This window comes from Halobacteriovorax sp. RZ-2, assembly GCF_043196685.1.
GTDB lineage: Bacteria > Bdellovibrionota > Bacteriovoracia > Bacteriovoracales > Bacteriovoracaceae > Halobacteriovorax_A.
In genome coordinates, this window is sequence record NZ_JBEBMR010000001.1 from 138,789 (window position 1) to 152,793 (window position 14,005).

Annotated in this window: 8 protein-coding genes; 2 read left to right on the forward strand and 6 right to left on the reverse strand. The window is 35.8% G+C overall.

The window, feature by feature from the left end:
• Positions 1–67: 67 nt before the first annotated feature.
• From ABMA78_RS00630 to ABMA78_RS00650, 5 genes are all read right to left on the reverse strand, one after another.
• Positions 68–811, reverse strand: coding sequence for a rhomboid family intramembrane serine protease (locus ABMA78_RS00630; RefSeq protein WP_392856019.1), 744 nt, complete (start codon positions 809–811; stop codon positions 68–70).
• A 9-nt stretch (positions 812–820) separates the two neighbouring features.
• On the reverse strand, positions 821–1,231 hold the full coding sequence (gene mce, locus ABMA78_RS00635) for a methylmalonyl-CoA epimerase (protein WP_392856021.1): 411 nt from the start codon (positions 1,229–1,231) through the stop codon (positions 821–823).
• A gap of 88 nt (positions 1,232–1,319) precedes the next feature.
• Entirely contained in the window at positions 1,320–3,200 is a 1,881-nt protein-coding gene (locus ABMA78_RS00640) for a hypothetical protein (RefSeq protein ID WP_392856024.1), read from the reverse strand.
• Between the two features lie 188 nt (positions 3,201–3,388).
• On the reverse strand, positions 3,389–4,057 hold the full coding sequence (locus ABMA78_RS00645; protein ID WP_392856026.1) for a hypothetical protein: 669 nt from the start codon (positions 4,055–4,057) through the stop codon (positions 3,389–3,391).
• A 17-nt stretch (positions 4,058–4,074) separates the two neighbouring features.
• A complete protein-coding gene (locus tag ABMA78_RS00650; protein WP_392856029.1) occupies positions 4,075–4,608 on the reverse strand; it encodes an asparaginase domain-containing protein in 534 nt (177 codons plus the stop codon).
• Positions 4,609–4,775: 167 nt separating this feature from the next.
• On the opposite strand from ABMA78_RS00650, the gene htpG reads away from it, so the two are divergent.
• Positions 4,776–6,698 (forward strand): molecular chaperone HtpG, encoded by a 1,923-nt coding sequence (htpG, locus tag ABMA78_RS00655; protein ID WP_392856031.1) that lies wholly within the window; start codon positions 4,776–4,778, stop codon positions 6,696–6,698.
• Between the two features lie 39 nt (positions 6,699–6,737).
• Here the strand turns inward: htpG and ABMA78_RS00660 are convergent, their stop codons facing one another.
• Positions 6,738–10,547 carry an ankyrin repeat domain-containing protein gene (locus ABMA78_RS00660; protein WP_392856034.1) on the reverse strand — a complete coding sequence of 1,270 codons (3,810 nt, stop codon included), beginning with the start codon at positions 10,545–10,547 and terminating at the stop codon, positions 6,738–6,740.
• A 121-nt stretch (positions 10,548–10,668) separates the two neighbouring features.
• Between ABMA78_RS00660 and ABMA78_RS00665 the strand changes: the two genes are divergently transcribed.
• Entirely contained in the window at positions 10,669–13,914 is a 3,246-nt protein-coding gene (locus ABMA78_RS00665; RefSeq protein WP_392856037.1) for a pentapeptide repeat-containing protein, read from the forward strand.
• The last annotated feature ends 91 nt before the right edge of the window (positions 13,915–14,005 follow it).

Genomic DNA, 14,005 nt, shown 5'->3' on the forward strand with positions numbered 1-14,005 from the left:
TAATGTAGCTTTATATCATGTGTTATTTGCTTTGGAAACCCCTAAAAATATCAGGGACTTAAAAAGCTTACTGCCAAAACCTTGGCTCATCCGGGTTTGGACGCTCCTCATCATCAACTAAGCGCAGATGACTCTTCTTTTTCTTACTTGTCTTCTTTCCACCTTGCTTAGGAGCAATGCGAGAGCCTTGGTTGCGAACATAATTTCCAAGGGCCCTAAAACCTAAGACAAATACAGCACCAAAGATCATTGAAGCAATATTTGCAAAAGCCTGTGCTCCACCTGGAGTGAAGAAGCCTTGGTACACATTCATCCCTGCCAGAATTAAACAGAAGTACTTGGCCTTAACCGGAATGATCATAAAGAATTGAAAAATACGATCCGGATAAATACAAGCATAACTCACACACATTGCAGATGATAAGAATGCCATTCCATGGAATGGATAATTAATCGTTGCCCCACCCATAAAGAGTGCAAAAAGTGTGTAAGCAAAAGCATTAACGAGAACAGCAATGATAATATACTGAACGTATCTTCTTGCTCCCCAGCGTGCCTCAAGATCACTTCCAAGAAACCAAAAGAGAAGTCCTGTGAAGACGACATTGAAAAGGCCAGTATTCACAAATGGATAAGTTACCATCTTATAAATCAGGCCGGCCTTAAGTGCCGAAACATTAAGGCCTAAAATATTAACAAGAGAAATATTTAGAAATTGTGCAAAGACTGCGCTAATGACAAAGGATGCGACAATGATCCCGATGAGATACTTGTTTACCTTTGTTAATGGCGGCAGATAAATATTTTGCATTCTTTCTCCTTACATTTTTTGAGCAATCTCGATGAGAACTCCACCAGTTGATTTAGGGTGAATAAAGTTCACTAAACAATTATTCGCTCCCTTACGTGGCGCTTCATAGAGAAGATTATAACCTAAGTCCCTAAGCTCTTGTGACTTTTTTGCAACATCTGGAACGCGATAACACATATGGTGAATCCCTGGACCTTTTTTCTCAAGATACTTGGCAATTGGTCCCTGACCGTTAATAGGTTCAAGTAATTCAACATGAGCATTTTCATCAATATGAGCAAAAGAAGTCGTCACTTGTTGATCTTCAACCACTTCTCGGTGGTTAAATTCTAAACCTAAGTCACGATAAATTTTTTCGGCATTATCTAGATTCTCAACTGCGATCGCAATATGATCTAGGAAACAATCTTTATTAAACATGATTTCTCCACTTTTCTTACTTAATAGTTCTTAAGCATTATAGAAAAGTCCGCAGGCTTGAGCAACCGTATAAGGATACAAACGATCGCTACAGGTCACTCAAGTTAAATGGCGGTGAATCCAGAACATCCTCACCTGAACAATCTGCAGGCGTCGTTGGAGTCGCTGGCTCTTGAGGTGTAATTGGTGGCTTACAAAGACCATTTACACAATCGCCAAAAGTTGGAACAGAGTAACATCTCTTCTCACAAGAAAGAGCGTTATTCGGGTCGTTGACGCGAATGAGGTAACACTGTCTAACGTATTCGATACGACAGAACTCTTTCGAGACACAACTCTGGTTTGGAACTTTTGAACAAAGAACTTGTTCAAAGTCATTATTAATATGATCACGACATGTATTTGTCGTTCCATCACAACAAAGTGAAGCACAGTCAAAGTCTGAACCACAACTATTTCCAGTTGGAAGGTTTCCAGATGAATCAAAATCATCACTACACTGCCCTACAATTGAGCGAGAAAAACAGCGATTATTAAAACAACACTCTCCTGATCCACATTCACGATTTGCACTACATGACTTAAGTGAATTGAAGTCGTAACCCTCTTTAGCACCAAGACCAGTCTTTAGAAGTTGTAATTTAATTTCTTTCGTTTCTGCAATCTGAACTTCAAAACCATCTTCCATTGTAAACAGTTCAATTGTTCCAGTAACATTACAACTTGAAACGGTCTCCCCCGTAGAGGCGTTATAATTCTTAGCTCTAATATTACAACCATCCATATAGTACGTATCACCGGCCGCATTTAATGTTTGAACCGAACGGTTCGCAAATGGTGATTGAGAACCTAGGTATTGAATTCCAGTTGTTTGATAATTAATCTTACCTGCACGTGGGAAAAGGTATGCCTGAGTACCTGATGCAATATTTGTAAAGTCTGCCGCACCAGCTAGAGGCGCTTTAAAGATTGCACTTGGAGTCGTTCCCGACTGATAAACTGCTGCCCCTTTAATTTCCCATTCGTCTTCGTTGTGAATACGATATGGACCTCGGTAATCATAGGCTCCACCACCTAGGGCCAGAGCTGTTCCTACGGCCGCTGGGTGATTTACACCAAAGAGGCTTTGAAACATCGCCGAATCTTTCTTATCAGGAAGACACTTATAAAGATTTGTTTCTAATGATTCATTTGCAAGAAGATTACCTTCAATATCAATTTGCTCAAAGACAGGAGTATTTGTTTTTGAAACAGTTTCTGCATTAACAATTTCGTCATACCAAAGAGTTTGATCTTTAATCTTTGCATAAGAGTAAAGACATACATCCCCTGCTTGATTACAGTATGGGTGACTAATTGAAGATGTAAAAGTTGGATCATCTTCTAAACGAAGGCCACGACAGTAAAGACCTGCATTTGTTGCATCACCTTCAATATCTTCGGCCGTATCATTGTCATAATCATTGTAGTCAAATAGATCATAAAGAAGTCTGATATCGTTAAACTTCTTATCTGCTAAATCAAATGTGATAACGTTAATTGTTGAAAACTCAGTAATACCAGATCCTGGAACTTGTCCAACAACTCCGTCTAGAACAATTGGTGTTCTCTCACGGCCAAAGTAGAAACGTCCTTTAACAACACGATTCTTTAGTGAGGAAATATTTAAACCTGTTAAGTGAAGCTTTCCTCTAAAGTCTTTAGGGATCGATACTTTCTTTTTAAAAGACCCTGTATTTGGATCAATGATTTGTGTGATTTCAACGGCCGTCGATTCAGGAATACTTGTTACGACTTCATTATCGCCGTCTGTAGCATTATTCCCTCCTGATGAACCGCCATTCCCATTATCACCGCTTCCAACACCTTCAGATGGATTATCCACAATATCGCGCACAGAGCGAGGCTGCTCCATACAAGAAACAAAAAGTGAAAGTGTGAATAGGTAGACTAAGACATTCTTCATCATTTATTAGGCCTTAAGTTAATAATCTTCACTCCACTTATCGAATTGAGCGAAAATTAAGTTAACCCTAAGTAAATATTAACCCTGAACTTGAAAAATATGCCGATGAAGCGCTAAGGAGCTGAATTTACGAATTAGATCGTAAATCAGCTGCCTTAAATATGTGCAATTTTGAGTGTTTGTGGAAAGAATTAGGCCTTTCTAAATAAAGAAACAATAACCCCTGTTAGGACATCTTGGATAAGAGTCAGTAACAGACAAATTACGTAGATTAATTCAATAGTAATTCCTGCTCCAGGAGCATAATTTGTAACGACCTGAGAGATCCCAGAAATAATGAAGACCATCACCAGATAAAAGAGGTATGTTCCCCCAAGTGTTGAGACTTTCTTCTTTGTAATGGCAAAATTAGACTCCCCTTCTTTATCAAAGAGAATCGCCGTCATGGCCACGAAACTATAGAAGTAGGCCACGTAGAAAAATGGAATAATAAAGAAGGCCACCCCTAATATCATTAAAAGAGATGTTAAAAAGCCATAGAACATATACGTTGGAATATCCCAGAGAACTTTTGAAACTCGATATTGTAATTTCTCAAAAGCAAAGAAAAAGAAATTTAAAATAAAGACTGACTGAATAATTGTCCCAAAGACATTTACTGCGGCGACAGTAATAACTGTCATATCATCTTGGGCATTAAAATATGCAAGGCCGTAGGCCTTAATCGCAAATGATAGAAAAAATAGTGGTAGATAGTGAGCAAGGTTCCCCTTCATTGCACTTACTGATTCATACATTGAATCAATAAAAGAAAAGTCCTTACTTACTTCAATTGTTTCCTCTTCATGATGCATATCCATTTGCATCCCCCTTTGATCTAGTCTTCAATATACTCAAAAGTTCGTTTCGCATGATTCTTTCTCACACCCGGAACCTTAAATAATTGACCGTGAAAAGAAATATAAATACCTGCATCTGCTATTTTAGCAGCATATAGACTTTCTGTAACATTTTGAAAGGCATCGCTATCAACAAAACCCATAGGCTTCATCGCCCCAGTAAAAATAATCGGCACCTGAAGGTCCTTTGCACCGTCTAGAGCGTCGTAAACAAATTTAGCAGACTTTGCCATGGTATCAGTTCCGTGAAGAACGATAAGTGGAATATTTTTCTCCAACTGTGCCTTAATTGTCTTTAGCAGCACCTGACGGTCATAGTCTGTAAAGTACAGAGAGTCTTTATTGATGATATTTGTAATATGCAGCTTAGTGTATGGAAGCCTTAAGCGGTCAATAATAGTCTGGCGAATAAAAGAGTCGCGATTCTTTAAAGAGCCGTCACTTTCACTATACGACTTCTCGATTGTTCCACCTGTTGAAATTAATTGTATATCTTGAACATGGTTTTCCATGTGCTTTCCTCTCTATAAATTATGAATTCCTATCTTATACCTAATTTTTTCAATGATTTTAAGAATTTAAGTAAATTTTTTACTCTCCACCCTTGACGTAGACACTTTAGCTCCCATCTTTGAAGCATAAGACAATTATCTACTTGATTATATATGAAGGAGTATCGATGACTAATCGCACAGGACAGATTTCCGTTGCTACAAGTGACATTTTTCCAATTATTAAGAAATGGCTTTACTCAGAGCATGATATTTTCATCCGCGAGCTAATTGCCAATGGAAGTGATGCTATCACGAAGAGATCAACTCTAGCTCGCCAAACAGGAGCAGAGAACCCTACTGGAAAAATCTCTGTGGCCGTTGATAAAGAAGCAAAGACAATTACCGTAACAGATAACGGGATTGGGATGACTGAAGAAGAGGTTGAAAAGTATATCGCTCAACTTGCCTTCTCTGGAGCAGAAGAGTTTATCAAAAAGATGGAAGATGCTGGCGGTGAATCAAATAAGGATATCATCGGGAAATTCGGACTTGGCTTCTACTCTGCTTTCATGGTCGCAGACAAAGTTGAAGTTGACTCACTTTCAATGACAGAAGGTTCAAAGGCCACAAAATGGACTTGTGAAGGAGACACTGAATACACTTTTACAGACTCAGATAAGAAAGAAGTTGGGACAACAATCACTCTTCACGTAAATGGTGAATCAGAAGAATTTCTAAACAAGTGGAAACTTAATGAAACTCTTTCTAATCACTGTGATTTCATGCCATACGAAATTTCTCTTCGCGATGTAAATGAGAAGATCCAAGATGGTGATGACAAAGGTAAAGACGTTGAACCAATAATCATTAACGACACTAACCCAATTTGGAAGCGTGATCCAAAAGAATTAACAGATGAAGATTACAAAGGTCTTTATCGCAAGCTATTTCCAATGGACGGCGAACCATTATTTTGGATTCACCTAAATGTTGATCACCCATTTACTTTAAATGGTATTCTCTTCTTCCCTAAGTACAATCCAATGAAGCCAGTTGGTGATAAGAATATTCGCCTCTACTGCCGTCAGGTATTTGTATCTGATAACGTAAAGAATATTATTCCTGAATTCTTAGGACTTCTAAAAGGTGCAATTGACTCACATGATATTCCACTAAATGTTTCACGCTCTTCTCTACAAGGTGATCCAAACGTAAGAAAGATCTCAAACTATATTGTGAAAAAAGTTGCAGAAGCACTTAAGCTTCTTAACAAGAAAGATAGAGCAAAGTATGAGAGCATCTGGAATGATATTGGCCTATTCGTAAAATACGGCTGTGTATCAGATGAAAAATTTGATGCAATCATGCGCGAGCGCGCCCTCTTCAAAACGAACGAAGGAAAATTCGTTACACTTAACGAATACCTTGAATCAGTACCAGCAGAGTATACAGAGAAGATGGCAGGAAAAATCCTATACTTTGAAAAGGATGCTGCCAACCAATCACTTCTAGCTCAACTTAAAGAAGCTGGAATTTGGGCGCTTGAAACAGACAACCATATTGATCCACACTTTATTCAACACTCAGAGATGAAGAAATTCAAAAAAGGTGAAGAAGAAGTTGAAATCAAATTTGTAAGTGTTGACTCAGAAATTGAAAACCTTCTAGGAAATGAATCAACGTCTGAAGACGATATAAAAGTTAAAGAGATGTTTGCAAAATTCCTCGATATCAAACTTGAAGAAAAAGAAGGTGAAGCACCGGCAAGCAAAGGCCTTGAAATTGGTCGCATGGCCAACGCTCAAACACCTGCATACTTCAAAGTTGATGAGTCAATGAAGCGTTTTGCTCAAATGACTCAGTCAATGGGTGGTGATCACCAATTCCCTATCAAGAAAACCCTTGTTGTAAATACATCGAACCCACTAGTTCAAAGTGCATTCAAGATCCACGCAAGTGGTAAGAATGAAGACCTGGCAAAGAAGCTATGTCAGCACGTTGAAGACCTAGCTGGAATCTCTAGCGAAGGCCTAAAACCAGAAGAGCGCGACCTCTTTGTGAAACGCTCACAGGACCTGATTAGCGAATTATCAAACCATATCAACTAATAAAAAAGGCCAGCTTTACAGCTGGCCTTCTTCTATCAATTAATACCATCTTATAAATTTTGCTAAATCCTTATGGCCATGCTCTTTAGCAATTTGCCATGCTTTGTCTTTATTTCTATTCTTCTTATTCTTATCCGCTCCTGAGTCTAAGAGAAACTTCGCAACTTCTTTATTTCCTTCTCGTGCAGCACTCATAAGTAAAGTTTCCCAAGCAGCAAAGTAGTCATAGTCTAGATCAAGGCCTATTGCAATTAACTCTTTTAAAGCAGTTATATTACCTTCTTTAATAAACCTTGATAAAAAATAGCCATTCACTTTACCTTTGTTATCACCCTGATAATAAGAACTAATAAGATTTAGATTATTAACGCTAAATTTTTTCATCGTTAAAAAGCTATTAAATATTGCTTCAGAAATGAAATCAGAGAATCTCAATGAATCATTTGCTTTTATAACCATTAATAGAAATTCTTCTCGAACAACAGGATCAGAAATCTCCTTAAATCTCTCATAAACATCATCTTTCGTGATTCTATCGCTTGAAATGTTCTTAATATTGAGTCTCTCGAAGGAGTTTCGCTTAAATAAATCAATCAACGTAGGAATAGGAAGATATTTCACATAAAGTGCTTTAATATGATCACTACCTCTTTTTGCAACATAATCAGCAAATTTTTCTGCATATTCTAAATAAAGAGATGCCTCATCTCGATATGAAAAATACTCAACGGACCTAAGTAAATAGACATCTGGAATAAAAAGATTTCTTTTCTTAAGGGAATTAACAAAGTGTTCTAAAATACCTGAATATACCTTATGAGAATATTTATAATCATAACGATATCCAAACTCTTCATCAATTTTTTCAGCGTATTCAATATGATAATTATTAGCTAAGAGATTATCTAAGAATTTAATATTCTTTTTGAGGCCTGCAAAGACAGCTTCAAAGTAATCTGCTCCACCTCTTAATCTTTCATAAAGATCGTGCCAGCCTTTTTTAGCAACTAGAAATGAGAATGATTGATCGTCGAGTTTAAAGTAGCTAAAGTTAAAATCGGACTCAGTAAGTAAGCTGGAGTAAAGATTTGATACACTCGACTCTGTCTCATTTGATTCCGGTCTTACCATTTCTCTAAGTTTCTTTATACTCTCATAATCTCTCTTCACTCTTTCAAAACAATTTGGTGCTTCTCTGTAAAAGCCATATCCTTTACTATAAGGATTCGCGTATCCTGGGTCAGCAAAGCGTTCTAGAGCTTTCACATTGTCATTTAAAAGACAGACAATCTGTACAAGATTAAACTTTCCAATTAATGATGGTTTTATAGTCTCTTCATAATCACCTGCATGAGGCGCCACATCCATTAACCAATCAATAGAGTCATATGCAGCAGCGACTTGTGCGGCAGAAACCTTATACTTAGTAAGAAATTGCTCAAATAAACTATACTTCTCAATATATTTTCTTAAGAGTTCTTCATTCTTTAATTTTACAATAAGAGAAATGGGCTGTTCCCACTTCGTCGTCTCTGGCTGTTTTAGCTTCACGCCAATATCAACTAAGGCCAGCGCCATGTCAGTATTCCCTTCGCGAATTGCAGTTAAAAGTGCTCTTAACTCGTCACCATCTCCAGTTTCATTAAAGCCGAATTCTCTTTTTAGAAAATTTACCATGGCCTTGCCACCAACAATCTCCCCTTCATGTAAACGAAGAGATGAATAGGCTTCAAACTTAGTTAGCTTGGCGCCACTATTCTTTAAAGCAATCGCATAAGAAGTAAGTCCTTCACTTATTGCCATCGAAATAGGAGAAACACCATTTAATGAATAGTTAAGATCAAATTTGGCATCATTGATTGCCCATCTTAAAATACTGGTGTCACCCCTTTTAATAATCCTATTTAAAATTGTTTCAGAACCTTTACAGTGAGACACTATTTCTCGAAAACCAAATTCTTCGAATAAAACTTTTAAATCTTCTAGGCTTCCATTACTTGCAACAAGCGAAAATGTATTAGAGCATTGTGACTTTGTAAGTTCTAAATCGGCTCCATACTTCAAATAAACCCTAAGTGTTTCAACGTCTAATGCATATCTTGCAGAATTAATAAAATAATTATTATTAGGGTTAGAGATTAAACCACCGTGTGCAAAGTAATAATCAAGAACTTCACTAAATCCATTCATCGCAGCATAAGAAGTAAAAGATTGATTCTCTTCTTCCTCAATAAATAATTTTACAAAAACAGTGTCCATTAAAAGAGGGTTGATATTGTATATTTCGACAGCTTCTTTTAATGCATTAAGGTCATTTTCATAAAGACCTTTGGCCATTAACTCAAACCCCTTGGCCATCTTTTCAGTATATGTATTTAAAATAATTTCTACTTCTTCATCTTTAATAAGATCATCAACTGTTTGAGACAGACCATTTTCTTGACCAATATTTAAATTAGAGTCGCTAAGTAATAGTTTTACTAAATTGATATTATTAGACTCGGCAGCGTACATCAAAGGAGTGCGTTCAAAGATATCCACATAGTTTATATTTGCACCCTTTGCTAAGAGGGAACGGACTTTACTAATATCTCCTTCTTGTGAATATTGAGAAAGAGCACGGTTTAGTTCAAGTTGTCTTGCTTCTAAGAACTCTTTTTCAGCAGTATTTACAAATTCATAAACATTATAACCTTTACGATTTATACGCTCGATTAATACATCATTTTCAACAAGTAATTTAAACAATTCTAATCTAAGGTTGGTTTCAGATTGTGGAATACATTGCGCAGCTTTTAACAATGCAGTATTGCCAACATTGTCATACATATGCACATCTGCACTACCGTTTATTAGAGATTTAACAGCGTCTATACTCCCTGTGCAAATCGCATTAAATAGTGGAATATCCCTTGAATTAGTTACAATTTCTTTGAATGTAATAAGTGATACTTTGCTATCACGACGACCAAGAACAATTTTTGTACCAGAAGCATTTAGGGCCATATCGGTTACTTGCCCAAGCTCTAGTTCATACTCACTTTGAGACTTATTTAATAAGTTTATTTTATGAATCTTCTTACCCGTTGCAAGGGTTAAAGAAGAGTTTTGAATAATAAGTGCATGAACTTGAGTATTAAAATTATGCTCGAAAACTAAATTACTTAAATCATCGTTGTATACTTTAACTTGACCAGAGCGGTCAGTAACAAAAATATAATTTCCATTTTTACTAAAACCAACCTGTGCAATTGCAAATCCATCAAGTTTTTTGTCTACGAGAACATCTGTACTTGTTAGGTCTCTAACGATGACTCTTCCATCTCTCGTACCTAATAGAACATTTAGAGCACCTTTAGAAAAAATATCGGCACTTCTAACACCGATATTACTATATTCTGTAATGGCACCAGATTCGTCGTTATTAGTATCCACAAAGAAAATACTACCTAGACGATCAACGGTTACAAAATAAGATTCATAAACTGTCGATTTAAGTAATGAATTATCAGATATATTATAGCTTTTTTTATCAGTAAAATCAGATAGATTAATACGTGCAACAATACCATTCCTTGTAGACATTAAGAATTGATCTTCACTTATAAAACTTAAATCAGTAATCTCTACTTCTAATGTATTATCAAAAAATAACTCACCATCTTTTCTTATTAACATTCGTCCACCACGGTCAGTCGTTGCAATATATTTACCGCTGGGACTAATCGCAACACTTGAAATTGCAGAAGTATGCTCTTCAAGTACCTGATTTTCCTCAATTGATTTAGCATTTCCTGATAGTGGAAGTAGTAATAGAGCGAATGCGATAAACGCAAAAAGACCTTTCATAAAATAACCTAGTTAATGTTTGATTTCTTACATGTTATTAAATAGTGCATTAAAAACATATATTATTGTAATTTATACAAGGGCCAATCGAATCTAGGCACTTTTAAGGTATCTTAAGCTTATGAAAATTTTAATCACAACGATATTGATGCTTTTAGCACTTCAAACAGAGTCTTATGCTAGAAGTTGTAAAGATAATACTAACAAAGACTTGATCTTTTTATATGAACATCACATGCCCAACCTCTATGGTCATCCCTCGAAAGGAAATCATCCTCTTGGGGAAATAGAACAAAGAAAGCTCATACGACAGAATTTAGAAGATTATAGAAATCCAAAAACTGGAAAAGAACCAAGAATCTGGGAAAATAGTCATATATTTAATGGTCTAGGTTCCGATTATTATGACGATTTTAATGTGTTTAAACAAATACCAGAATGCACCAACTTCATAGCAATAGTCGATGATTCAACTTACCATAAACAAGATGGAGAATTATATGTAAACTTCGAATGGAGAATGAAGAATACAAATAGTAATTCAAGTTATGTTAGGAGTACCTGCCATTGCATCGACTTAGTTCAAATAGGTCATGAAAATAGTATCTACATGAAGGAACTTGCCTCAAAAGTAAGTGGTGGTTATTGCCATGCAGATACACTTGAACAAACTCTAGAATGTATAAAAAACTTTGCCCCTACTTCTAGTTCTGACAGAGAAAAGGCAACAGGTTGGACAATTCACCTTCCTGATCCTCCTAGGGATAATTCTAGTTCTGACTCTACTTCTAAATACTCCAGCTGGGATGATAAAAATAAAGAATGTACATTCTCGAGAGGTGGAAAAACAGGGCTTAATCAAGTTAGCTCATATGAAGAGATGAAGGAACTAGAACATTATCAATGCTTTGACTTCACTTCTATAGACTTAAATTCAGCTCCGTACAATAAGCTCGATATCTACTCAAAAGACATCACTGGCTCAAAATTTGGTGATACGACTTTTCAAAGTAAGACTTTCAAGCAGTCTGAAGGGATATCAAATGTCGAATTCAATGGGACAAGCTTTAAGAACGTTATTTTTGAAACGAATGTTTCAAACGTTAAATTTTCATATAACAACCTAAATGAAGTTACTTTTAGAAGACAATTTCATACAAATAATCTTACTGATGCCACAATCAATAGAATAAATATTTTAAATAGAGGGTGTGACAACGGAAAAGGTATCAACACGATTAAAGATAGCAATATCACAGGCAGTAAATTCTCAGAGAAATATGGAGGATGCTCTAATCATATCTTAGGGCTGGAAATCGATAATACAAAAATCGAAGATTCAACATTTGAAAACATTATATTCAGTAGGCTAAAACTAATATCAGTCGATATAAGTAATAGTAATTTTTCAAATACAAAAGCTAACTCGACAAATATTCAACATTCAAATTTTAATAAGAATATATTCGAATCAACCTTCCTTTCTAATGGTCTCCTTTATAGGAATAGGTTTCAAAACAACCGCATTAGCCTACTTAAAATTGATAAGATGAGTGAAGTTACATCCAATGAGTTCATAGATGACAAGATATCACAACTAGGATTTTTCCAGGTTAGAAAACTTGAAGATTTTAAGATCAAGGGAAGAAATCCTGGAGATATTATATTTAATGATATCAATGCAGATAGTATCGACTTTTCAAATGCAGTTTATAATTACTCATTCACTAAAACGACACTTGACGGTTCAAACTTCACCCCTGGCCCAAATGGCACATTTAACAGCTCTATTAGCTTCGATGGATCATCTTGCAAGAGCTGTAATTTTTCAAATCAATTTGTTAGTAAAATTAGTATTAAAAACTCCAACCTAAGTAATTCAAAATTTGAAGATTTTTCTACGAAGTCGTTTGACTCAATTAAGTCTAATTTAGATAACGCGAATTTTGAAAAAGCTAATTTAGGTAAGGTAACAATCAAGAACTCAGAATTTGAAAACTCAAACCTGTCAAATGCTACTACGAGTGAGAATTCAACTCTAACATCATCAAATTTCAATGGTGCAAGTCTTAAAGCAATGACACTTAGAAAGGCCGACCTATCAAACTCAACATTTAACTCTGCCAATCTCCAGAGAGTCAAATTCTCAGAGGATACGAAATTCTATAATAACGAATTTTCAGGAGTCGATTTCTACGGAGTCTCTTTTAGTAACCTCATTTTTGATAAGGCAAGTTTTGTCGGTGCTCAAAATATCGGTAAAACAACTTATGGAACGAGTGATCTCACCCTTTCCAATGTCAATATGAATAACGCCAACTTCCATGGTGACTTCAAAGGGCTTAAGGTTAGTAATTCACTCTTCATTAATGCTTCATTTAACGGTGGAACAATTACTGGAAAAATTGAAAGAGCTGACTTTAGCTTCGTTAAATTTAAGGGTACAAATATCGGAAATTCAATTAAGACTGAGATAAAAAACTCAATCTTTGACAATACGACAATTGAAGGAACAATTCAGGCAACCTTTAATAACACAAGCTTTATCAATTCAGAACTTAGTAAGACAAGTATTAGAGAGTCGAATTTCGTTGATGTAAACCTAACTGACGCCAGACTTGGAAATGCCCATATTTATAAGTCTGAGTTTAATAGTTCTAATTTAACAAACACACTATTTGATGGTGCTACTTTCATCAATACTAAAATTTATAACTCGAAGATGATCTACACCAGCCTCTACGGAGCAAGTGTCGATCTTGAGATCACTCAGTCAACTTTGAAAGATGTTTACGGCCTTGATGCAATCACAGGACCGCTACACTACGCGACATTAAATATTAGTGATTCACAATTAGATGGACTTAACTTTGCAAATTCTCATATTCAACATTCTAGTTTTAGGAATTCAAGCCTAAAGAATGTTGATTTTAGTGGAGCTATTCTTAAGAATATTGAGTTTAATGATGTTAATTTAAGTGACGCCAACCTTACAAATACAAGCTTTGAATCACTTGAGATTAAGGGCTCAATCTTACACCGTGTGGACTTTAATGGTGCCGAATTTTCGAGTTTTGAGATTAATAACTCAGATTTAAGTGCTTCTCGTTATATCAATGGTGCCAATTGGTATATCTCAGGGAAAGCAAGTTTTGATAATTCCAAATTAGACGACTTAATCTTTTCTAATCTAAACCTTATTGGCGTTTCTTTTAAAGGTGCAAGCCTTGAATATGCTCTATTTAATAAAGCACTCTTACAGGACGCTGACTTTACTGGTGCAAACCTCTACGAGACAGACTTTACTGGGGCCAATACAACTGGTGCAAATTTTAATACAGATACTAGTTATACATATGGCCTATAAGTATTGAGGATCGCATTTTCTGATCTTTAAAAAATAAAAATTACTATATATATATTTCAAAAGGCCCCTTTTCGGGGCCTTTTTCGTATAT

Coding starts and splice junctions, on each gene's coding strand:
- ABMA78_RS00630 (WP_392856019.1), bottom strand. CDS start 811: ATGCAAAATATTTATCTGCCGCCATTAACAAAGGTAAACAAGTATCTC.
- mce (WP_392856021.1), bottom strand. CDS start 1,231: ATGTTTAATAAAGATTGTTTCCTAGATCATATTGCGATCGCAGTTGAG.
- ABMA78_RS00640 (WP_392856024.1), bottom strand. CDS start 3,200: ATGATGAAGAATGTCTTAGTCTACCTATTCACACTTTCACTTTTTGTT.
- ABMA78_RS00645 (WP_392856026.1), bottom strand. CDS start 4,057: ATGGATATGCATCATGAAGAGGAAACAATTGAAGTAAGTAAGGACTTT.
- ABMA78_RS00650 (WP_392856029.1), bottom strand. CDS start 4,608: ATGGAAAACCATGTTCAAGATATACAATTAATTTCAACAGGTGGAACA.
- htpG (WP_392856031.1), top strand. CDS start 4,776: ATGACTAATCGCACAGGACAGATTTCCGTTGCTACAAGTGACATTTTT.
- ABMA78_RS00660 (WP_392856034.1), bottom strand. CDS start 10,547: ATGAAAGGTCTTTTTGCGTTTATCGCATTCGCTCTATTACTACTTCCA.
- ABMA78_RS00665 (WP_392856037.1), top strand. CDS start 10,669: ATGAAAATTTTAATCACAACGATATTGATGCTTTTAGCACTTCAAACA.